Source organism: Marinomonas sp. G8-14 (assembly GCF_055808935.1).
In genome coordinates this window covers 4233133-4256338 of record NZ_CM147891.1, presented here as the reverse complement: position 1 = coordinate 4256338, position 23206 = coordinate 4233133, and the positions used below count along the sequence as shown (strand labels likewise).

Annotated in this window: 21 protein-coding genes and 1 pseudogene; 10 read left to right on the top strand and 12 right to left on the bottom strand. The window is 44.9% G+C overall.

The genetic code is table 11. The features are described from left to right. Window positions 1–4: 4 nt before the first annotated feature. From AC0L6V_RS21790 to AC0L6V_RS21775, 4 genes are all read right to left on the bottom strand, one after another. Window positions 5–781: an ABC transporter permease gene (locus AC0L6V_RS21790; protein ID WP_265220439.1), complete on the bottom strand. Its 777-nt coding sequence runs from the start codon at window positions 779–781 to the stop codon at window positions 5–7. Further along, entirely contained in the window at window positions 741–923 is a 183-nt protein-coding gene (locus AC0L6V_RS21785; RefSeq protein WP_418138605.1) for a hypothetical protein, read from the bottom strand. The genes AC0L6V_RS21790 and AC0L6V_RS21785 overlap by 41 nt, the downstream gene beginning before the upstream one ends. A 10-nt stretch (window positions 924–933) precedes the next feature. After that, window positions 934–1851: an ABC transporter permease gene (locus tag AC0L6V_RS21780; protein ID WP_265220437.1), complete on the bottom strand. Its 918-nt coding sequence runs from the start codon at window positions 1849–1851 to the stop codon at window positions 934–936. An 85-nt stretch (window positions 1852–1936) separates the two neighbouring features. Continuing rightward, window positions 1937–3487 (bottom strand): ABC transporter substrate-binding protein, encoded by a 1551-nt coding sequence (locus tag AC0L6V_RS21775; protein ID WP_418138604.1) that lies wholly within the window; start codon window positions 3485–3487, stop codon window positions 1937–1939. Window positions 3488–3684: 197 nt separating this feature from the next. On the opposite strand from AC0L6V_RS21775, the gene AC0L6V_RS21770 reads away from it, so the two are divergent. Further along, window positions 3685–4629, top strand: a complete 945-nt coding sequence (locus AC0L6V_RS21770) for a LysR family transcriptional regulator (RefSeq protein ID WP_265220434.1) — start codon at window positions 3685–3687, stop codon at window positions 4627–4629. A 98-nt stretch (window positions 4630–4727) separates the two neighbouring features. Here AC0L6V_RS21770 and AC0L6V_RS21765 read toward each other — a convergent pair whose 3' ends face one another. Continuing rightward, on the bottom strand, window positions 4728–6050 hold the full coding sequence (locus AC0L6V_RS21765) for a D-serine ammonia-lyase (protein WP_409419075.1): 1323 nt from the start codon (window positions 6048–6050) through the stop codon (window positions 4728–4730). Between the two features lie 29 nt (window positions 6051–6079). Then, a complete protein-coding gene (locus AC0L6V_RS21760) occupies window positions 6080–7567 on the bottom strand; it encodes an amidase (RefSeq protein WP_265220433.1) in 1488 nt (495 codons plus the stop codon). A gap of 434 nt (window positions 7568–8001) precedes the next feature. Between AC0L6V_RS21760 and AC0L6V_RS21755 the strand changes: the two genes are divergently transcribed. Genes AC0L6V_RS21755 through AC0L6V_RS21735 form a run of 5 tightly spaced genes read left to right on the top strand, consistent with a single transcriptional unit; the run spans window position 8002 to window position 12310 of the window. Further along, the gene (locus AC0L6V_RS21755; protein WP_265220432.1) at window positions 8002–8685 is read left to right on the top strand and encodes a thermostable hemolysin; all 684 of its coding nucleotides are present in this window, start codon (window positions 8002–8004) and stop codon (window positions 8683–8685) included. After that, window positions 8685–10160 (top strand): AMP-binding protein, encoded by a 1476-nt coding sequence (locus AC0L6V_RS21750; protein ID WP_265220431.1) that lies wholly within the window; start codon window positions 8685–8687, stop codon window positions 10158–10160. The genes AC0L6V_RS21755 and AC0L6V_RS21750 overlap by 1 nt, the downstream gene beginning before the upstream one ends. Further along, window positions 10157–10828, top strand: coding sequence for a TenA family transcriptional regulator (locus AC0L6V_RS21745; RefSeq protein WP_265220430.1), 672 nt, complete (start codon window positions 10157–10159; stop codon window positions 10826–10828). The genes AC0L6V_RS21750 and AC0L6V_RS21745 overlap by 4 nt, the downstream gene beginning before the upstream one ends. Window positions 10829–10838: 10 nt before the next feature. Beyond that, a complete protein-coding gene (locus AC0L6V_RS21740) occupies window positions 10839–11675 on the top strand; it encodes an SDR family oxidoreductase (protein ID WP_265220428.1) in 837 nt (278 codons plus the stop codon). Further along, the gene (locus AC0L6V_RS21735) at window positions 11672–12310 is read left to right on the top strand and encodes a tetratricopeptide repeat protein (RefSeq protein ID WP_265220427.1); all 639 of its coding nucleotides are present in this window, start codon (window positions 11672–11674) and stop codon (window positions 12308–12310) included. Before AC0L6V_RS21740 ends, AC0L6V_RS21735 begins: the two co-directional genes overlap by 4 nt. A gap of 91 nt (window positions 12311–12401) precedes the next feature. Here the strand turns inward: AC0L6V_RS21735 and AC0L6V_RS21730 are convergent, their stop codons facing one another. Then, window positions 12402–13550 (bottom strand): N(5)-(carboxyethyl)ornithine synthase, encoded by a 1149-nt coding sequence (locus AC0L6V_RS21730; protein ID WP_265220426.1) that lies wholly within the window; start codon window positions 13548–13550, stop codon window positions 12402–12404. A 296-nt stretch (window positions 13551–13846) separates the two neighbouring features. Here AC0L6V_RS21730 and AC0L6V_RS21725 point away from each other — a divergent pair, with 296 nt between their 5' ends. Further along, complete coding sequence (locus AC0L6V_RS21725) at window positions 13847–14968, top strand: DNA alkylation repair protein (RefSeq protein WP_265220425.1); 1122 nt, start codon at window positions 13847–13849, stop codon at window positions 14966–14968. Here AC0L6V_RS21725 and AC0L6V_RS21720 read toward each other — a convergent pair. The 4 genes from AC0L6V_RS21720 to AC0L6V_RS21705 all read right to left on the bottom strand — a co-directional run bounded on the left by AC0L6V_RS21720 (window position 14965) and on the right by AC0L6V_RS21705 (window position 19057). Continuing rightward, on the bottom strand, window positions 14965–16299 hold the full coding sequence (locus tag AC0L6V_RS21720) for a GGDEF domain-containing protein (RefSeq protein WP_265220424.1): 1335 nt from the start codon (window positions 16297–16299) through the stop codon (window positions 14965–14967). The genes AC0L6V_RS21725 and AC0L6V_RS21720 overlap by 4 nt on opposite strands. Before the next feature lie 65 nt (window positions 16300–16364). After that, window positions 16365–17468: a GGDEF domain-containing protein gene (locus AC0L6V_RS21715; RefSeq protein WP_418138603.1), complete on the bottom strand. Its 1104-nt coding sequence runs from the start codon at window positions 17466–17468 to the stop codon at window positions 16365–16367. 1 nt (window position 17469) lies between these two features. Next, the gene (locus AC0L6V_RS21710; RefSeq protein ID WP_418138602.1) at window positions 17470–17721 is read right to left on the bottom strand and encodes a hypothetical protein; all 252 of its coding nucleotides are present in this window, start codon (window positions 17719–17721) and stop codon (window positions 17470–17472) included. A 130-nt stretch (window positions 17722–17851) separates the two neighbouring features. Beyond that, window positions 17852–19057, bottom strand: coding sequence for a sugar transporter (locus AC0L6V_RS21705; RefSeq protein ID WP_265220422.1), 1206 nt, complete (start codon window positions 19055–19057; stop codon window positions 17852–17854). Window positions 19058–19334: 277 nt separating this feature from the next. Here AC0L6V_RS21705 and AC0L6V_RS21700 point away from each other — a divergent pair, with 277 nt between their 5' ends. From AC0L6V_RS21700 to AC0L6V_RS21690, 3 genes are all read left to right on the top strand, one after another. Continuing rightward, window positions 19335–20948 (top strand): methyl-accepting chemotaxis protein, encoded by a 1614-nt coding sequence (locus AC0L6V_RS21700; protein ID WP_409419073.1) that lies wholly within the window; start codon window positions 19335–19337, stop codon window positions 20946–20948. 220 nt (window positions 20949–21168) lie between these two features. Continuing rightward, window positions 21169–21441, top strand: a complete 273-nt coding sequence (locus AC0L6V_RS21695) for a hypothetical protein (protein ID WP_418138601.1) — start codon at window positions 21169–21171, stop codon at window positions 21439–21441. A 28-nt stretch (window positions 21442–21469) separates the two neighbouring features. Beyond that, on the top strand, window positions 21470–22240 hold the full coding sequence (locus AC0L6V_RS21690) for an extracellular solute-binding protein (RefSeq protein ID WP_418138600.1): 771 nt from the start codon (window positions 21470–21472) through the stop codon (window positions 22238–22240). Between the two features lie 41 nt (window positions 22241–22281). Here the strand turns inward: AC0L6V_RS21690 and ilvY are convergent. After that, a pseudogene (ilvY, locus tag AC0L6V_RS21685) lies at window positions 22282–23171 on the bottom strand (HTH-type transcriptional activator IlvY). Window positions 23172–23206: the final 35 nt, after the last annotated feature.

The following is a 23206-nucleotide window of genomic DNA, read 5'->3' as shown; positions in this document are numbered from 1 at the left end:
GGCCTCAATTCCGGCCTTCTGGTGCGTTCATATCACGCAAACCGTCGCCTACTAAGTTAATCGCCAATACCAACACCATCAGCGCAATGCCGGGAATCGCAATGACCCAAGGTTTAAAAAACATATACCCCTTCCCTTCCGAAATCATTAATCCCCAAGACGGCATGGGCGGCTGAACGCCCAAGCCAAGAAAAGACAAGGTTGCTTCCAACAAAATGGCATGAGCCATTTCCAAGGTCATCACGACAATTAATGCACTTAAGATATTAGGCAATAATTCCCGCACTAGAATGTAAGTGGTTGACGCACCTAGCACTTTGGCCGAAGCAATGAACTCAGCATCGCGTAATTGCTGAGTCGTGGAGCGCGCCACCACCGCGAATCGATCCCATAACAGCAAGCCCAATAAGATGATCACCATTTGTAAGGAACCGCCAACTAAAGCTGACATAGCCAACGCCACAAGAACAACCGGCATGGCCAAACGCGTCGTAATGATGTAACTAATCACCGCATCGACTCGGCCACCGAAATAGCCAGCCAAAACACCCAATGTGGTGCCAATCAGCCCAGAAATAAGCGCAGCGGACAAACCAATCGTCAAGGAAATTCGCGCCCCGTAAAGCAAACGACTTAGATAGTCTCGGCCTAATTTGTCGGTGCCAAAAATATGTTCCCAAGAACCTTTTTCGTGCCAAACGGGCGGAATCATACGCTGAGAAATATTTTGTAAATACGGATCATGTGGTGCCAACCAAGGCGCTAATATTGCCAGTACCACAATCAAACCAAGAATAATTGAGCCCCATTAACAAACCACGATGCCCCATAAAACGATTCATCGTGCGCCTCCATTCAGGCACCACTGGCAAAAACGTATTGGCATTAGAAACCGTTGAAACAGTAGAAGTCGCATCAGACATAGTAGGCACCTCAGCGGACACGCAAACGTGGATCAAGCATGGCGTTGATCACATCCGCTAGAAAAGTTAACAGGATATAAAACACCGCAATAATCAACACCACGGCTTGCACCACTGGATAGTCATTACGGGTAATCGCATCCCACGCGAGTTGACCTAAGCCTTTTAACGAAAACACTGATTCAATTACTACCGAACCACCGAGCATAAAACCTAGCTCGACCGCCGCTAAGGCAACAACAGGGATAACCGCATTGCGCAGTGCATGTTTGAAAATCACCGAAGACTCATTTAAGCCTTTAGAGCGAGCCGTGCGAATGTAATCAGAATTCAACACTTCCAGCATGCCTGTGCGTGTTAAACGCATCATGGCAGGCATGGCATAGTATCCCAGTGCAATCGCAGGCAATACAAAATGCTGCCAAGACTCATTGCCCCCAGCAGGCAACCATTGCAAGGTCACCGCAAAGACCACAATAAGAGTAAGACCAAACCAAAAACTCGGCATGGCTTGACCAATAACCGCGATGGTTAACGCCAAACGATCAATCCAAGTATCTTGTTTAATCGCGGCAATAACCCCCAAAGGAATCGCCACAACAGTCGCCAATCCTAATGCCAGAGCACCTAAAGTGAGCGTCACAGGTAAACGTTCACTAATCAGTGACATCACGGTATCTTGAAAATAATAAGAGCGTCCAAAATCCAATTGCACCGCTGACCATAGCCAATCAAAGTATTGATACACCATAGGTTTATCCAAACCAAAATCGATTCTGATTTGCTCCACCTGCTCAGCAGTAGACTCAGGACCCGCTATTGAAATAGCCAAATCGCCTGATAAATGCAGCAACATAAAGCTCACAACCGAAACGGTGATCGCCACACTGAATGCCACCAGCAACCGACGAAATATAAATACCAGCATAAAAAACTCCACAACCGTCTTTGAATCTTTGTTGCTAAAGAAGCCAGCGACGCTTACCGCACTTGTGCAATAAGCGTCTTACGCATTACTTCCAGCTTGACTCTACAAAGCGCGGTAATTCATCAGGATAAGGGGTGAAGTTCAGTTCTTTACTGAAGGCATAATTACTAGAATAAGAAAACATGAAATTCCAATAAGCGGCTTCAGTGATTTTCTTAATCGCTTCACTGTAATTTTTCTTACGAATTTCTGGGTCCACATTGGTGTCCGCTGCATCGACTAAAGCCATTACCTCTGTGTCACGATTCATATCATCTGCGCCACCATTAAAGTACACACTGGTCATAGCAGACGCATCATTTACCGAATAAGAACCCCATGTTTGAAATGCTAAAGGCACATTCCCTGAACGCTGCTCTTTACGCAAAGCTGCGTAGGTCAACATGTGCATCTTAGACGTAATACCGACAGCGCGAAGATTACCTAACACCGCTTCGGCCAAATCCATATCTCGATAGGCATAAAAATCGGTTTCAAAACCATTTGGATAACCCGCTTCGGCAAGCAAAGCTTTAGCTTTAGCAGGGTCATAATTGTATTTTTTAGCGGCAGATACATCGCAACCAAACTGGGAAGGGAAGCACGGAGTGTAAATAGCACGGCTTCCACCACGCACCAGCTCATTCGCAAGAGCATCACGATTAATCGCATAGTTCACAGCTTCTCGAACCAATTTATTCCTAAAGGGTGAATCCTTCTGGGCTTCACTACTGGTGTCCATTGCCAAATAACCCACTCGCATAGTTTCAGAACTCACCACTTGCAAATTAGGCATCATCTTCATTTCATCGGCTTGATCAGACGGCACTCGCCACGTCCAATCCACTGCACCTGTCATCAACTGGGCAAGACGCGCATCTGGATCGGGAATCACTCTAAATTGAATTTTACTGATGGCTGGTTTGCTAATTGGACCGCCTTCAAAATAGCCTTCATAACGCTCTAAATTCGCACCCTCACCACTCAGAACCTCGGTGATTTTATAAGGACCGGTTCCTATTGGTGCTTTGGCATAACCCTCAATACCAACGGATTTAAAATATTTTTCAGGGTAAATCGGCGTCGGGCCAGACAAGTATTCTAATGCCGCAGGGAAAGGTTGTTTCAACACTAAACGCACGGTGTAATCATCGACTTTTTCTGCACGCTCAATCCAGTCGACATTTTGGCGTGTGACAATTTTTGACTCAGGCGATGTCACATAATTAAATGTAAAAGCCACATCATCGGCGCTAAATGCATCACCATTTTGGAAGGTCACACCTTCGCGTAACGTGAACAACAAATGTGTGGCATCTTCCCATTTCCAACTGGTCGCTAATAAAGGTTTGTATTCACCAGTCTTGGTATCACGATAAATTAACGTATCCCAAGCCAAATGAGACAAAATAATCCCTTCCCGCACATTGTTGTGATAAGGACTGACGTTTTCTGGCTCAAGTCCCACGGCATATACCAAAGTATCATTCGCTTTATTGGCTAATACGGGAGCTGAGATACCAACTAAAGAACCAGCAACAAGAGTAGCGACCAACGTTCTACGTAGAGCAAAGTGGTTAAAACTGAATTTTTTCATCGTTTCGTTCCTTTTGACCTTTTTAATTTGATATTCACGCAATGCAACTTTCATTCACACTATGCAAAAACAACCATTGCCACAATTAAAAAAAATGCAAAGAAACGTTGCCAAAAAAGCATGCCTATGGCGAAATGACAGACATCATAAAATCTGATAAAAACCATTAATAGTTGATAAAATTCAGGAAAAATGCCATGAAAGCCGCATTACGCTTACAAGACACTGCGCTACGTTATTTTTTAGAGGTTGCAAGGTATGGCTCTATTAGTGAAGCATCTTTGCACCTAAATGTGGCAGCCAGCGCGATAAGTAGGCAGATAAATAGCCTAGAGGATATTCTCGGTACAACACTCTTCGAACGCCGCCCTCGCGGGATGGAATTGAGTGCAGCAGGGGAAATGTTAGCCGTGTATGCACGTAAGAACGCACTAGAATCGGACAGAGTTGTGTCAGAAATTGCCGCTTTAGAGGGCCTAAACCGAGGTCATGTAAACATCTCTTGCTCGGAAGGTTTTGCGATGGAATTCTTACCACGCAACATCGCAAATTTTCGCAAACAACACGAAGGCATTCATTTTCATATTTATGTCAGTTCACCTGCAGAGGTATCACGACGCGTCAGCCACGGTGATGCAGACATAGGCATAACATTAAATTTATCTCCCGCCAAAGACATTCAAGTTGCATATCGACAACCCTCCCCCGTCGTTGCGGTAGTGCATCCCAACCATCCATTGGCAAACAAAAAAACCGTTACTTTAGCGCAACTACAGCCCTATCCGATTGCCCTACCAGAAGAAAACACTACCGTAAGACAGCTGTTCGATATCTGTTGCAGTCGCTTAAACCTGTTATTCGATCCGGTTCTGGTCTCTAACAACATGGCGACCTTGAATCGCTTTACGACTTATGAAGGCGGCGTGCATCTTGCGGGAGAAATCTCTATGCGCCATCAACTCGCGTCTAACGAACTGGTTGCTATCCCCATTCGGGATCGAGGCATGGACATCCGCAATATTGAGGTGCAAACCCTCTCTGGCCGCACCTTACCTGCTGCCGTAAGAGTATTTCTAAATTACATGATTGAAAAAATGCAGCATGAAGAGAACATTGAAGATATAAACTTGGCTCTTTCATAAAAGCGCCGCAGCAGCCATTAAAAAAATAGGGTAAAAAGAGCCAAAGCATTACTTTTGGCTCTTTCAGCAAGACAAATGTGCTTTAAGACAATAAGACTTTAAGACAGCAAGGCTTGGCCTTTTTGATAGTAGGCTTTTCTTTCTTCTTCCGGCACCATGTCACCGCCCGTCGCCCAGATGATATGCGTCGCTTGCGACATTTTATCTTCAATTTGATGTGCGGTTAGGTAATCGCCACTCTCAGCTAACACTCGCAGTACGCCACTTACGCCAGCTGCGCCAGACGGCTCCACAGGAATGCCTTCTGCATCCACCAGCATGGCCAAATGGCGAGACATATTATCGTCAGAAACCGTATAAACACCACTGAGCAGCGAATCCATCATAGGACCAACAAAGGCTGAAGGTCGGCCAACCGCTAAGCCATCGGCACAGGTTTGATTATCAATACCTAACTCTTGGACTGAGATACCATTATGCAAGCCTGTTTCCATACCTAACACCATGCAAGGCGAATGGGTTGGCTCAGCAAAGAAACAATGCACATGATCACCAAATACTTGTTTTAAGCCAAAAGTAATACCGCCAGGTGCGCCACCAACACCGCAAGGCAAGTAGACAAACAAGGGATGATCTTTATCGACAACAATGCCCTGCTCGACTAGCTGTTTTTGTAGACGTAACGCCGCTACGCTGTAGCCTAAAAACAGCGAAGTGGAATCTTCGTCATCGATAAAATACGCCGTGTCTTTTTGCATGGCTTCCTGTCGCCCTTGCTCTACAGCAACGCCATAATCAGCTGTATGTTCAACGACATTAACGCCCTTACTTCTCAGCAAGGCTTTTTTCCATTCACGAGCATCCGACGACATATGAACCGTGACATCAAAGCCCAGTTTGGCGCTCATAATGCCGATACTCAGGCCTAGATTTCCAGTTGAGCCAACGACGATCTGATGCTTGGAAAACAGCGCTCGAAAAGGCTCAGAATCAAATATTCGATAGTCGTCACTGTTTTTCAATAAGCCATTACCTAACGCCAAACGCTCGGCATGCAACAAGACTTCATAAATACCACCGCGCGCTTTAATGGAACCCGCAATCGGCAATTGATTATCACACTTCATCAACAAGCGACCAGAAATGTCGAGATTCACCGAGTCTGATAAGGCATGCTGCATAGCAGGAATGGCTTTCAATTCAGATTCAATGATTCCATTAGTAGCTGACGTTTCGGGAAACACTTGAGCAAGGTAAGGCGCAAAACGCGTGAGTCGATCCGAGGCATCGAGCATATCTGACATTTGTAGGGACAGATCAGATTGCACCTGATCAAAGCGCACTTTTCTCGGATTGAACCAAGTGATTTCCTGCAACGCAATAAGCGACTGCACAACGGAATTAGAAATATAATCAGTCACTCAAATACTCCATAAAAGACCTCGATAGATTAGAAGCCCATAAAACCTTCGGCATGTTTCAACGCGGGTAAACGAGACAACAAAGCAATATCGACTCTTGGGCGTGCTAAATCTGGCGTTTTATCTAATAAGGCTTCTAACGCTTTGGCAAACGCCAAGGTAGATAAATCATCACCGCGTCGGCCAATAATTTGCAAGCCAAACGGCATGTTGTTTTTGTCTCGTCCCACTGGCAAGGTTACAGACGGGTGACCTGTTAAAGTCGATGCATACGCCATAGAAAGCCAGTGATAATAACTTTGTGTCGGCTTACCATCAATCTGCTCTGGGTAAAGTTCATGCCAATCTCGCGGACTAATGGTAGTGGTGGGCGCTAGAATAAAATCATACTCGTCAAAAAATACCTGCCAGGCACGATACATCACCGTTTGTTTGTTTAGCGCACTTACCACGTCTAATGCGCTGTATGACTCGCCCTCTTTAATATTCATCAGAATATTTGGCCCCATTTGCTCTGGGTATTGGTGGGACAAATCGCGATGATGACCGGAAAAATTAAGCGCTCTTAATACCGCAAAAATATGATCGGCGTTGTCGCAATTAGGATGGGCGTTGTCACATTGGGCGAATACAGAACCAAATTTGTCGATTTTTTCTTGGAAGGATTCTTTGATCAAATTTTCCGTCATGGCAAAACCAAAGTCGTTGGTAAACGCCACTTTCGCACTACTCAAATCAAAGTCTGGCAAATGACGATAAGCATCGGCGTTGTGTTGCCCAACGCCTTCCACCACAGACACCCAAGGATCTCGGCGATCTGGACGAATCATCTGCGATAACATCAAACCAACGTCTTCGACAGAACGCGCCATCGGACCATTGGTTGAAATAGGAATTAAACCAATTGGCCGACTGTGTCCAGGCACCACACCTGGAGAAGGACGAAAGCCCACCACGCCACAAAAAGCCGCTGGATTTCGCAAACTTCCACCCGTATCTGATCCCGTTGCTAATGGTGTCATACCACAAGCCAACGCCACCGCCGAGCCACCAGACGATCCGGCCGCTGAACGCGTCACATCAAACGGATTCGCCGTTGCGCCATACACCGCATTGCGTGTATTGCCGCCTGCACTCCATTCCGGATTATTGGCTTTCCCCAGCGGCAAAGCGCCTGCTTGACGTAGCTGCGCGACCATTGGGTCATCGGATGTGGCCATATTGTCTTTGTAAATAGTACTGCCAAACGTCGTCGGGAATCCCTTCAGGTCGACCATGTCTTTCACGCTCAATGGCAAACCATGCAATACGCCCAACGGTTCCCCCTTATCAATAGCTTGTTGAGCCAGCTTTGCTTGGGCCATAAGATCGTCTGGATCACAGGCAACGATCGCGTTGACAGCATGATTCACGGCATTCATTCGTGTAATACAGCTTTGTGCTAACTCCATAACAGACAACGACTTTTGCGCCATCAAGCGGCGCGCTTCAGCGGCATTTAGATCACAGGCTTCCATCCATACCTTCTTAGTGAGTTCTTCACATCTTCATTAAAATAAAAAGATGTTAAGCCGCAAAAAAGCATCGAAAAAGCGGAATAATTCGAAAGACGCCATGCATTTTAAGCAAGGCAAAATCAAGAGCGAACCTTAGGATCAAAAAAGCAGCCTATCTTGTCAAAAAATATAGCGATATTTTTATAGTGAATAGCCATCCATTGCTTAATTTCAAGCGCTTTCTTAAGAATCCTTAAGAAAACTTTTTTCTGAAGAAATCAACACTTCTTTAAAAAATCAAAAAACGACCATAACCCAATGAAAATAAAAGCTTTTCCTTAATAAAGGATTGGCGAAATTAATTTATTAATATTAATAAATTAATGATTAGACATAAGGTTTCCTTAATTCTATGTCTCTAATCTGAAGCTATATAAATTAAGGGGTATCCCATTATGCAGCCTTCAGATTCAGTACATACCAACATCCAGCGGAACAAAGTCGCAACACCGACCATGCCCTATGAATTTGTTGCCGCGAGCGTTGATGGTGGTGCTCGACGAGATTTAGAAAACTTCGTAAAAGACGGTTTTGCGAAAAAGTATCAAGCCGATATCAATACGTTTATGCCGATTCTACTTGGCATAAAGGCACAAGGGTTAAGAGCAGTAATGGGCGTTCGTCGCGGCACTCAACCATTGTTTGTCGAACAGTATCTGCCTATGTCGATCACCGATAGCCTGCAAAAACACGGCGTTTGGACAGAACGTTCGAATGTGGCGGAGCTGGGGAATCTGTATAGCCAAAACCAACGTTTTACCTTGCCATTGTTAATGACGGTGGTCATGGGATTGTATCTTTCTGAGGTGAACTATTTGGTCTTTGCTGGCACAGATAAGGTACGTCAGCTACTTAATAAGCTGAAATTACCACTGACTTTTTTAGCCGATGCAAACCCTAACTTGCTAAAAAGTGACGGCACTCAATGGGGCAGCTATTACGACAATCACCCTAAGGTCATGTTTCTGGATGTAAAAAAAGCCGTCGCACTAGCGCTGCAACAACCTGAACTTGAAGCCTTAATGGATCTTGTACAAGCCAACTTTCAACATTTATTGCTACAGCTAAGGAACGCATAATGTGGTATTTCTCTTCTCCAGAATGGGCCAATAATGTCGCCCTAATACAACAAGATAAAAAGCTCACTTATCAAGCATTAGCCAATGCCGTAACTGCTCGTAAAAACTGGCTGATAGAGCAACAAGTGTCTCGGGTTGCCATCGCCATGGACAACACCATTGAGTGGGTTTTATTTGATCTGGCTTGCCAAGACGCAGAGCTTTGCTGCGTGCCAGTGCCGAGCTTTTTTAGCCCTCAACAAACGGCTCACTTGCTAAATGAAAGCGGCATCGAATTGATGCTGACACAAGACAACAACAGCCCAGCTAACCATGACGCAACAGACAGCCCGTTTGAAGGGGTTTATGTCTCTCGTTTAACCGTACAAAACAAGCCACAAATTCCAACTGGCACTCATAAAATCACCTTTACATCGGGCACCACAGGCAATCCGAAAGGCGTCTGTTTGAGCAATGAATCGCAGCTCAATGTCGCCCATTCCCTTGCCAAGGCGGTCGCCCTGCAAGACGTTCGTCATTTGTGTCTATTGCCTTTGGCGACCTTGTTAGAAAACATCGCGGGGATTTATTCGCCTCTTTTGGTTGGCGGCACCATTATTTTGGCAAACCAAGAAGAACGCGGCTTTAGCGGCAGCCGTTTGACTCAGCCACAACAATTACTAGCATTGATCAGCCAACAACAGCCTACCAGTTTAATTTTGGTACCAGAGTTACTGTCACTGTTTCTTGGTGCCTGCCTGCAGGGATGGAAGCCGCCGACCTCGTTACAATTTATCGCGGTTGGTGGTGGTAAAGTCGCGGCGGGGTTGGTGCAAAAAGCGCACGCCCTTGGTTTGCCAGTTTATCAAGGTTACGGTTTGTCTGAATGCGCCTCTGTGGTGTCATTAAATACGCCAGCACAACAAGATCAAGCCTCCGCAGGTGCCGTGTTGCCTCACAATCAACTACACATTGAGCAAGGCGAATTGGTGATCACTGGCAACCTATTCCTTGGTTACCTCAATCAACCAGAAAGCTTCTACCCAAAAGAAGTCCGCACTGGTGATTTGGTCAGCCTAACCAATGGCTTTTTGAACATTGATGGGCGCCAAAAGAACATCATCATTAACTCGTTTGGTCGCAACGTGTCACCAGAATGGGTAGAAGCCGAACTTATGGCGACAGGGTATTTCCGCGAAGTATTAGTGTTTGGTGAAGCAAGGCCTTATTGCGGCGCCTTACTCAGCCCTGCAGCAAACATCACCGAAGAACAAATTCAACACGTGATTTCCATGGTGAATCAACACTTGCCAGACTACGCCCGGATTGGCACTTGGCTTCCACTCGAGCAGCCATTAATGACGATTCCTGGCATGGTCACCGCGACAGGAAAACCAATTCGTCACAAAATTTTGGTGCATTTTGCCGACCAGATTGAACCTTTATACCAAAACACTTTTTCACAATTGAACACCGCACTTGGAGAATCCCTATGACACTTTACCAACGCCTACAACAGGAAACCCTAGCCGAAAGACAATACTTGGTGACCTCACCGATTATTCAGCGCTGTTTCCATGGCCAAATCACTTTAGAAAACTACGTCGACTTTTTGACTCAAGCCTATCATCACGTCAAACACACCGTGCCATTATTGATGGCAGTGGGCAGTCGTTTACCCGAAGAAAAAGAATGGCTACGGGAAGCCGTTGGCGAATACATAGAAGAAGAAATGGGCCATCAAGAATGGATCCTAAACGACATCGCAGCCTGCGGCGCCGATAAAGAAGCCGTCCGTAAAAGCCAACCCGCATCTGCAACAGAATTGATGGTGGCGTATGCTTACGACACGATCAATCGTATCAATCCATTGCGTTTTTTCGGCATGGTTTTTGTACTTGAGGGCACCAGCATTGCCTTAGCGGATAACGCCGCAGAGCAAATTAAAAACAAACTCGATTTACCTGCGAATGCCTTTAGCTATTTGCGTTCACATGGCTCATTGGATCAAGAACACATTGTCTTCTTTGAAAATCTGATGAATAAAATCACTGATAAAAACGAGCAAGATCAGATCATTCACAGCGCAAAAATGTTTTTCAAACTGTACGCCAATATTTTCCGTGAGCTAGACAATGCGGCGGCTCAAGCCGACGCGGCATAGGAGAAACATCATGCAATGGCAACAACAAACCTGTTTATTAACTGGCGCGACGGGGGGCATAGGTCAAGCCATCGCGAAAGCCTTAGCCAACAAAGGGGTAAGTTTGATTCTGCAAGGTCGAAGTGAATCGCGCTTACAACAACTTAGCAACTCCTTGACTGGCGAACATCAGATACTCGTGGCGGACATCACCACAACCCAAGGCCGTGAAAAGATCTGCAGTATGGCTGAATTGAACACCATCAGCATGCTGATTAATAACGCAGGTGTTGGGCAATTTTCCTTGTTAGAAGACACTGAAGAAGCCGTCATTGTAGACACCTTAGAAGCCAACTTATTGGCACCGATATTACTCAGCAAGGCATTGCTGCCTGTGTTGCAAAAAACCAATCAGCGACAAGCTACACCATCGTACTTGGTCAACATTGGCTCAGCATTTGGCAGCATTGGTTTCGCCGGACAATCTATCTACTGCGCCAGCAAATTTGGTCTACGCGGTTTTACTGAAGCCTTGCACCGTGAATTAGCAGATACCAATGTTCATGTTCATTACTTTGCGCCACGGGCCACGGCCACCAGCATTAATAGCGATCAGGCCATGGCGATGAACCAAGCCTTGGGCAATAGCATCGATTCACCAGAAAGCGTTGCTAATTCACTCATTCAGCAACTTGAAACAGGTCACGCCAGACAATTTGTCGGTTTTCCTGAAAAACTCTTTGTCAAAATCAACGGTGCTTTCCCACACATTGTGGACAAGGCGCTGTTCAAAAAACTTCCCATTATTAAACGCTTTCTACGTCGTGAAAAAGACGTCGAGCAAACCGCACAAGAGGTATTATCATGAAATCATTTATCACAGCTAGCCTACTCACCCTCGGCTTAGTTTCCTCTACTTGGGCCGCTGGCACCTCTAGTTTGTTAGAGATTCAACAGCGTTGGGCACAAATCAATTACCAAATAGAAGGCGACGACGCCAAAGAAGCGGCCTTTAACGACCTTGCGCTCAAGGCGCAAGAATTAGTTAATGCAGAACCTAACAATCCAGACGATCTGATTTGGCTTGGTATTATTCAATCCAGCACCGCAGGCGCAAAAGGCGGATTAGGGGCGTTATCATTAGCAGAAGCGGCAAAACAATCATTCGAAGCTGCCATAACCATGAATCCCAAGGCATTATCGGGTTCTGCCATGACCAGCTTAGGCGTGCTGTACCATAAAGTACCCGGTTGGCCGATTGGGTTTGGTGATGACAAAAAAGCCAAAGAACTCTTAGTGCAATCCTATAAACTGAACCCAACAGGCATCGACAGCAACTATTTTCTTGCGGAATTTTTATACGACGATGGTGATTATCAGGGCGCCAAACAGCATCTCGACATCGCCAAAAAAGCCGCCCCAAGACCAGACCGCCCAATTGCCGATATGGGCCGCCACAAAGAAATAGAGGCTTTAATGGTAAAAGTAAATAAAGAGCTGTAATACACATATTCCCCCTACAATAAAGCGCAGCATAAGACCACAGCCAATGCGACCTATCTGACTGGAACATTGGCTGTTTTCTTTGGCTGATTTATATCGTTAAAGCAGCATAAGGCGGTGTCATTTCCCGATGTTGGAACGACAAGATCAGCGGATTCTTAATCACACCTTCGTCGATGTTTATCGCGCGGCGAATGGTTTCATTGTGCTGCCAATGTTCGCGGCCTTCTAAAACATTTTCGAGATAAACAATCAAGGCAGCAGAAATAGAACGTGTAGCGCTTTCCCACAAGTAACTTGGGGTATGATCAACCGCGTAATAATCGATCGTGTTGTACTGAAACATTGGTGCTTGGAAGCTAGTTGGCTTGGCAAAGAAAAAGCCCATGCCTTCGTCACAGCTGACATCGATAATCAAGCAATTTGACTTCAATGACGCCGCTTCGGATTCAATAACAAAGTTAGTTGGATGATCGGTTTCTTGGAAAGTCCCGTTGACGATAATGTCTGTTTCACGGATTAACTCCGTTAAAGGACGAATCGTGCCATCGTGTTCAACCACCACCATGCGGGCTTCGCCTTTTTGACCTTCGCGTACTTTTACATAATGACAGTCGAGCACTTCTTCCCGCACTTCATGATCTGGCCGCTGAATACAAATCGTTATATCCCGAAATCCATGGGCTTTAAGCGCATAAATAGCCCCACGACTGACGGCCCCAAAACTAAAGATAATCACCTTGCGTTGATTACCATAATGCCCATCGATGCCTTTTAATTGCAAAGCATGAATGACCGCACAGTAACCCGCCATTTCGTTATTTTTGTAAAAGGTATGGCGACCGACTTGCCCCTTTGGAGACCAAACAAACATATCCTCAAAAGCAATCAAGGTAAGCTTGCGATCCAGCGCAGCTTGAGTAATCTCACGTTGTTGAACACAGTGAACGTATCCCCATAAAATCCCGCCTTCACGCAATTCTTCTAAATCGGCCAAGACAGGTTTAGCAATAATTACCGCACCAATATCAGCTAATATCTCGTGCCGGGTGGCAATACCGCCTGTTTGTGCAGCGATCTCGTCGTCAGAAATATTAAACGCAGCGCCATAACCTTCTTCAAAAATTAAGCGATGACGAAGGTATTCAGGGATGCGCACTAAGTGTTCTGGATGAATGGGATAACGACGCTCATCTGTTTTTCTAGAGGTACCGATCACACCGAAAGTTAATTGACTCATACTGTTTCCTTAAAAAATAAAACCTGTGCGAGTTCATAAACGTACGATCAAAACGCTGACAAACTGATGTTAAACAAGATTGCTATGGTGATATTGTCTGTTGATGGATAAAAGATATGAAGTGAGCTGAAACACGGCTTAGCGGTGAACGCTAGTCGATCATGACGGGCATGAATCGTTGCAAAGACAAACCACTATAGCACTAAAATCGAAGGAAAACGGTTTTATCCTGACAAGAACTGACAAGCGGCACAGATAGCGTTATTCTACGATCCATCATCTAGGAAACTCAGCTCATGTCAGAACCCTTTAAGAACCTCTTCAATAGCAAAGTGATCCACAACATGGCAGACCACTTTTGGCGCCATTGGAAAGACTTTAACAAACAAGGTTTTATTGATGCCGCATCGCATCAGCTTGACGAACTAGAACTGAAAGCCCGCTCACAGCAAATCACCAGCGCCATGGAAGCGTATCTGCCTAAGGATTTTGACCACGCTGGACAAATATTACTCGCTAGCCTCGCGCCAGAGTCACCGCATGAAGGAGAAAATGAGCAAGACGGCATTTCGGGATGGGCCGTCATGCCAATGGGCGATTATGTGGGCATCCATGGCCTAGCACATCATGACCTTTCGATGACCCTACTCAATGCCATGACACGTCGCTTTACCTCTGAATTTAGCATTCGGTTTTTCTTACTGGCCTCCCAAGACAAAACCCTCGATACCCTCAAAAGCTGGCTCAAAGACGACAACAAACATGTGCGTCGTTTGATCTCTGAAGGCACTCGACCACGCTTGCCTTGGGCCATGCAATTGCCGCAATTTATACAAAATCCGGCGCCTGTTATTGCGTTACTTGAAGCCCTCAAGGACGACCCAGAAGACTACGTGCGTCGCTCGGTGGCCAACAATCTTAATGACATTGCCAAAGACCATCCTGACCTTGTGGCAGACATCGCCAAAACATGGATGCAAGGCGCTAACACAAATCGGCAAAAATTAATTCGTCATGCTTGTCGCACCTTATTAAAACAAGGTCACCCTAAGGTGCTCGAAGTGTTTGGTTATGAAAAACCAGAGCTAGGCAAGATTGAATTGGAAATACAACAAGAACACATTGCGCTAAACGAGAATCTTGAGTTTTCACTCAAAATACAATCCGTCAGCGACCAAGATCAAACCTTGATGATCGACTACATGATTCATCACCAAAAGAAAAATGGCACCACATCACCCAAGGTATTTAAATGGAAAAAAATCACGTTACCCGCAAGAAAAACGCTTTCGATGAGCAAAAAGCATCCCTTTAAAATCATCACCACGCGAGTCTATTATAAAGGAGAGCACGCAATAGACGTGCTTGTTAATGGCCAACCGATGGCCAGAAAGCACTTCTTTTTATCGACGGATTAACCCACCATCACACAATTACGTCCCGCACCCTTGGCTTCGTAGAGCAACACATCAGCACGCTTTACTATTTTTTGTTGATCGTCGCAATCTTGGTAATCGGTCACACCAACACTAATGGTAAAATGCGGAATGTGGTCTATTTTCAAAGTGGCGACGCTCTTGCGCAATTGTTCCGCCAGCGTCGCCGCATCGGCCAAACGAGTGTCTTTTAACAAGATAGCAAACTCTTCGCCCCCCACGCGGCACAATACATCGGTTTCTCTAAGCCGTTTTCGTAAGGTAGTCACCAGCAACTTAAGCACGCGATCTCCGACATCATGACCATGGTTGTCGTTGATTTTCTTAAAGTGATCAACATCCAGTAAAATCAAACTAAAATGATGACCTCGGTTCGCCAGTGCCAATTCGACTTTAATCTGCTCATCCCATTTGTGGCGATTAAAAGCACCGGTCAGTTTGTCTCGTGTCGCCAGCTCAATAAGTTGTGTTTCTACTTCATCACGATTATGCATTTCTTTCGAAAACTGTTTAACAAGCGCTTTTAAGTCCGTTTCTAGCTCATCCAGCTCATCTAACCCTGCCTGTCTAGTCGGGAGATGACTGCGATCCACAACAATGGAACGATGCAGAGACTCAATCTGTCCACGTAATGACCAGATACGCTTACGAAAAGTGATAATGATGTAAAAGGTTAAATAAGTACCAATGGCAAACGCGGACAAACCTAAAATGGCATTCATAGTCACAAAATGCCGTTCTTGATTTTCAACCGTTGCTGAGACGCTTATGGTTAACTGGTCTATTTTTTTAAGCAACTCATCGGCTTGTGCATCCAATTCCGCATCTTGTTTTTCTAACTCAGTCCAAACACTCGAAAGGGATGGTTTCTCCTGCGCAAAAAAGATGTCAACAAGGCGGTCAAAGTTCATTCGATGCTCATGTAACACGCTAATTTGCTGCATGAGCGCCTGATGATCCATTAATTTAATTCTGACACTACCAAAGCCAAGCCCTGTGCGAAGTATCTCCGTCGCCTTATCCAATTGTGTGGCTAACTGGGCACTAAATTCATCAAATCCTCTTATGCTATTGGCGTGTATAGAGGCATCGGCAAAAAACGCATCGCCTTGCTGGCGAATACTTTCCATTAATAAATGCTGTTTAAGTTGCAACATTTCAATGTCAGAAATCACTTCAGACAAGGGCACATCAATTTCAGCGACTTCGTGCATTTCTTGATAGATGCGCTGGGATTGATAAGCAGAGTAAACAATCACCACAAATAAAAAGGACAAGAGTACAAATGACAAACCGCTAATTTTTCGTGTCATAGAAACGTTTAACCAATGAAACATATAAAACTGAATACCTATCGTTAAACTAAGAATGCGAAAAGTTAACCAGCCACCACTCGATTACGTCCGGCCCCTTTGGCTTGATAAAGCAGGGTATCCGCGCGTTTTACGATATCGCTCTGGTCATCAAAATCCTGATACTCAGTAACGCCAAGACTAATGGTAAAAATAGGGATATTCTTTTCATCCAGTATCGAAATTTTTTTTCGCAGCTGCTCGGCCAAAAAGTGGGCATCATCAAGATGAGTGTCTCTCAATAATACCGCAAACTCCTCACCGCCAATTCTGAACAACATATCCGTTTCACGCAGACGCTTTCGCAAAATTTTGACCAATAATTTCAGTACATTATCACCGACATCATGCCCATGGCTGTCGTTGATTGTCTTAAAATGATCAACATCTAACAAAATCAAACTGAAATGATGGCCTCGATTAGCCAGTGCCAATTCGGCCTTAATCTGTTCATCCCATTTATGACGATTAAACGCACCAGTCAGCTTATCTCGTGTTGCCAGCTCAATAAGCTGTGTTTCTACTTCATCACGGTTGTTTTTTTCCAAAGAAAAGCGCGCCATAAGTATCTTCAGATCTTTTTCAAGTTCGTCTAATTCATCCGTGCCATGATAACGAAATGATTGGTCGAGAGTGTCGGGAGACATAGAACGATGCAATGATTCAATTTGACCACGCAATGACCCCACTTTACGACGAAAAGACAAAATTGTGTACAGCGTCAAATAACCACCAATGGCGAAGGCAGACATCCCCAGCATAGCATTCACAATCATAAAATCGCGCTCTTGCTTTTCTACCGTCGCGGCAACCTTCATGGTGAGCTGCTCAATATTCACAAGCAGCTTCTCAGCCTCTGCATCCAATAAATCATCCTGCTTTTCCAGTTCATTCCAAGACACAGCATAATGTGCTTCTCCTATGCCTACAAAATCAGCAAACAAAGCTTCAAAGCCTATTCTATGACTATGCAGCGCCTTTATTTGCTGGATTAAGGCTTGATGATCGGCCACATTGATGCGAATGCTACCCAATGTCATACCGGAATGAAGAATACCAATGCTCTTCTCAAGCAAAGAAGACAGGCTTTGGCTAAAGGTATCAACCCCTTTGATACCTTCTTGCCGCAACCTATCGTTCGAAAAAAGCCTCGCCCTGTAAGCGAATCTTCTCCATTAATAAATGCTGCTTCAATTGTAGTATTTCAATATCTGCAATCACCTCAGACAATGGAATATCTATTTCTGCAACTTCTTGCATTTCTCCGTAGATTTTTTGCGTCTGATAGTTTGAATAGATAATAACCACAAATAAAAATGACAGAAGAACGAAAGAAAGACTGCTGATTTTTCGTGTCGTAGAAACCGTTAACCAATGAAACATAAAAAATTCTTATTCGCTAAGATCAAAATAAAACGTCTCTGCGCCACCTTTACTCAAGGTTACCCCTGTTGAACACACAAACACTTGATGCGTTTAACACCAGCACCCTAATCAGGGTACTGGCTATACTTTATTCAACAACAGGAGCGCTCGGTTTTGCTGTACGTTTTAACAGCATGATAAGCACCACAAGAGCACCGACACCTAAAAGTGCCCCAGTAAAACCAACACTTTCTAAGCCAATATAATGAATAGCTTGACCACCAACCAAGGCCCCTGCACCGATGCCCAAATTAATGATACCGGAATACAAAGACATAATAATATCGGCGGCGCTGTTATCGACTTTTAACACTCGTATTTGCATACTTAAGCCAATAATCATGATAGAAGCGCCCCACAACAGGATACAACCAATCAGCAAAGAGTCGCTTGGCGCAACGAAATACAAAACACTCATGCACATAGAGGCCAGCGTCACACTCGTCAACAACATCAAGGTATTCGATTTATCACCAAAATAACTGAACAATACACTGCCCACAATGCCTGCCGTACCGAACAAGAGTAGAACTAAGGTAGTGAAACTGCCACTGACAGCACCGATATCTTTTAAAAAAGGCTCAATGTAACTGTAAGCGGTATAATGAGCGGAAAAAATCATAAAGGTAAAAAAGTACATCGCCAGCAAAATACGATTACTCAATACCTCAGGCACCTTACTAAGAGACCCAGAGAACAAACTTGGCAAACTCGGCAGCAATCGGTACATCGCTAACATGATAAATAGAGCAATCACGGCAATCACCGCAAAGGTAGTGCGCCAATCTAAAAGCTGACCGATAATCCGTCCCGCAGGCACCCCCAACACCATAGCAAGCCCCGTTCCCGTCGCCAAGACACTCAAAGCAAACGTGTGCTTGCCTTGAGGTGCCACTCGAATAGCAATGGACGCGGTAATCGACCAAAACACCGCATGAGCAAACGCAATACCAATGCGGCTGACCAAGAGAACAGTGAAATTCCACGCCACAACAGACAAGATATGGCTAACCACGAACAAGCCAAACAGCCACATTAGCAAAACTTTGCGCTCAACTTTGCGCGTCAGCAGCATCATGGGCAAAGACATTAGTGCCACAATCCAAGCATAAATCGTCAGCATCCAGCCCACCTGAGCCGGCGCAATCAAAAAGCTTTGTGCAATGTCAGACAATAATCCAACGGGCACAAACTCAGTGGTGTTAAAAATAAACGCACTGAAGCCTAGCACAAAAACGCGCAAGTACTGGACACGGCGAGAAACCGTTTCCTCAGAAAGTGGGATAGAAGTCATGATAACCTGCAGGAAGATGAGCGAGAAGTAATCGTATTATTGTCCACTTTTTTGCCCATAACGGAATAGTGAAATATGAATGTTTATTGACAGTTACAATAATTCTTATCCTGCTCAATCTAAAAAAACCAAACAGGCCTTTACACCTTACGAAATAATCGTTCACAAATAAGAATTACTTTGATTTTTCATAAGAAATGCCATACAAAATACGCACTAAAATGACGCACCAAGCCGCTCCAAAAAAAGCACAAAAATCAACGTTGAAGGAACCAGCATGAACAATTTATCTGTTAAGGCAAAATTCATTACGCTTATTTTATCTATCATCATTATATTTTTAGTCGCACTCAGTTTAATAAAAGCAAAAAGTACAGAATTAGCAAACCGCTTTGACCGATTCTATGAAGAAAACCACAATGTCTCACTCAACCTAGAACGAGTTAAAGAAGCACAGATTAATATCATTCTTAATGTACGAGGCCTACAGATTGCTTATCTATTATCACTTGATCAGCAAATTCCTGGTTACCTAGAAGCTATATCAAAGAGCTACAACACAACACCATCCTTGATAAATGAACTTAATAAGGGCTTTTCTGAGCAGTCTGACGAGTCCACTAAACTGCTAACTCTCGTCAATGATTTTCAAAGCAAGACAAAAACCTTTGTCAGCGCTATGGAAAACTCAGCGGATAACAAAGCGCCTTTCCCCGTATTTTCTGCTTTCATCGCCTCATATAATGACTTGATGGCATACTTCACAGCACTCACAGACAAAACAAACACGGACGTCATACAGGCCAAACAACAAACAGAACGCCTGATTACAGAAATCGAAATCAACTTCTGGGCCTCCATCCTAGTGGCACTCATTATTTCTATTGTCCTTAGTTACTTGATATCAAACAACATAGTTCGAGGCATTTTAACGGTTCGTAATGCAGCCCAAGATATGGCAGAAGGCTACCTAAATAAGCCCGTCCACTTATCAGGAAAAGACGAAATCGCCGAACTTGGACACGCCATTAATACTTCTGCGAAGAATTTACGCTCTGTTCTATCGGGCGTTTTAAAGTCTGTTGATACAGTAAATAAAAATAGCCAAGACGTGCTAGACGCAAATCGAGAAGTGGGCGAATACTCCATTAGAATTATGGAAAATACGGCGCAAGTCGCCGTTGCCCTAGACCAGATGTCAGCCAATAACCGCACAATATCTCACAATACCCAACACTCTGCGCAAGCGACCGATGAAATACGCACAGTGGCACAAAACAGCTTATCCACTGCCAATAGCACATTAGAGGCCATCAACCAGCTCGTAACTTCGCTAAAAGACACAGGCACCATGGTCACGGCACTGCGAAGTGAAACGAGCAATATTGAAACCATACTTGACGTTATTCACGCCATTGCAGAACAAACCAATTTACTTGCTCTTAACGCAGCCATTGAAGCTGCGAGAGCGGGTGAACAGGGACGAGGGTTTGCCGTGGTGGCTGATGAAGTCAGAAACTTAGCTCAGCGTTCACAAGAAAGTGTAGGGGAAATAGAAAAACTGCTGACGCAACTCAATGCTGCCAGTACAAAAGCAGTCAGTAGCATGGAAACCTCAATGACCTTAGCGGAATCTTCGCGCAGCCAAGTAGAGCAAACCAATGCCCTCACAGGCAATATTCTCCATAGTATAAAAAACGTCTCCGAACAGACAAGGCTTATTGCCTCCTCTGCGGAAGAGCAAACTCTAGTCTGTGAAGATATCAGCAAAAAGATGCACGCCGTGAAAGACTTAACCCAACACAACGCGGACATAGCACAGAATTCTGGACGAGAAATGGCAGCCAGTAGCGTAGATGTCCAACAACAGCTTAGCTTCTTTAAACTCTAACACCACAATAACAAGGTCTCTAGCCTAAAAGATGAGAGTATAAAATCATAGCAGTGAGAGGCCTTCTCCTATTTCCAGCGACATTCGCTACTACTTGAACAAAAAAATCATGCAAAATTGACAAAAAATAACAAGAACAGGAACTATTCCCATTATTGTTTGTCGACTTGTATGTAGAATAGCTTCCAATGCACACTGTTTACATAAAAAGGAAATAATAATGACCCTGTTAGTAAAAACGACCATAGCGTCCTCAATCCGCAAAGCCTCTACATTGCTTGCCGTTGTAGGCACATCTGCACTGTCTTTTAGCAGCCTATCAGCGCATGCTGCTGGCGAAGTGAACGTTTACTCAGCACGTGCCGAAGCTCTAATCGCACCGCTTTTAGACAATTTTTCTAAGGAAAATGACGTCAAAGTCAACCTGATCACAGGTGATGCCGATGCCCTATTGAGCCGCTTACAATCCGAAGGCAGCGCGAGCCTCAGCTGACGTATTTATTACCGTTGACGCAGGTCGTTTGTACCGTGCAAAAGACGCTGGCGTATTACAAGCATTTGAAACAGATAAGCTTAAAGAGGTTGTGCCAAGTCACCTTCAAGACCGTGATGGCTACTGGTATGGCTTATCGCAGCGCGCCCGCGTATTTTTATACAATCCAGAAACCGTTAATCCAGCCGAGCTTTCTACCTATGAAGATCTAGCCGATCCGAAGTGGAAAGGCAAAATTTGCATCCGCTCTTCAGGCAATATTTACAACCAATCTTTGGTTGCCTCAATGATCGACGCGCATGGCGAAGCCAAAACTCTAGAATGGATCAAAGGCTTAGTCGCGAACTTTGCTCGTCCACCAGCAGGCGGTGACACAGACCAGATTAAAGCCGCGGCAGCTGGCGTGTGTGACATTGCCATTGCCAATACTTACTACTTCGGTCGCCTAGGCCAAAGCGAAAAGCAAGAAGAACGTGATGTCTACAACAAACTGGTTATGTTCTGGCCAAACCAAGGCGCTAATGAGCGTGGTGTTCACGTTAACGTCAGTGGTATTGGCATGACAGCGTCAGCGAAAAACAAAGAAAATGCCACCAAACTGGTGGAGTTTTTAACCAACCAACAAAGCCAAGCATGGTACGCCGAAGTCAACAACGAATACCCTGTTGTTGAAGGCATTGCGCCACCGAAAAACCTCACCGTCTTTGGTGATTTCAAAGCCGATCAAGTGTCTTTGAGCGTATTGGGTGAAAATAATCGTCAGGCCGTCAAATTGATGGACCAAGGCGGCTGGAAATAAGCGAAACCTTCACCTGATATAGCAATCAAGAAGAGGCGTAATCACGCCTCTTCTTTCATCAAATTCCAAAACGCGTCGACCAGTGGATTCTTTAGGCTTTTCTTCAGTGTAAACAAGCCAATATCATAAGGCTCCAACTCAGGCTTCACATCCAGTACTTTAATCCGGTCCACCAACGGGCTGTTATCCAACACAATCTTTGGCACCACGCCAATACCAAAACCCAAACTCACCATGCTCACGATGGCTTCGTTACCGGTGACTTGTGCGTAGATACGTGGCGCAATGTCATGTTGGCGAAACCATTCATCGACACGGGTTCGAGACACACCACTTTCCGAGAGGATCATTGGAATATTCGCCCACTCTTGCTCTGTAATGGGTGTGTGAGTCGGCACATTTGGCACTTGCTGTTCAAGTGGCGCAATAAACAGCAAAGGCGAAATAGCGATCGGTTTGAACGCCAAACCACGGGGCAAATTCGCTGGCCTCGCGGCAATAGTAATGTCTTCTTTGCCATCTAAAATATGCGCAATAGCGTGTTCTGGATCACCGGTACGCAGTTTAATTTCAATCGCCGGATAAGCAATACGAAAGCGACGCAATAACTCGTACAAAAAACTGTAACTGGCTGTGACCGAGCCATAAAGGCTAATTTCGCCACTAAGTTGATCGGAATTATCCGTCAGTTCGTGGCGAATCAAGTTCCATTGCCGACTGGTATCCGGGCGTATTTAAGGAAGGTCTGCCCTTCTTTGGTCAAGACCACCGTCCGATTATCGCGATTAAACAGCGCGACGCCTAACTCGTCTTCTAAATGTCGAATGTTACGCGACAGGGCAGAAATACTAATATGGCATTCGTCGCTGGCACGGCCAAAATTCAACGTTTCCGCCAAAGCAAGAAATTGTTTAAGTGTCTTAATATTCATCCTGAAACCTTCATACAATGACTGTGCAATCATCA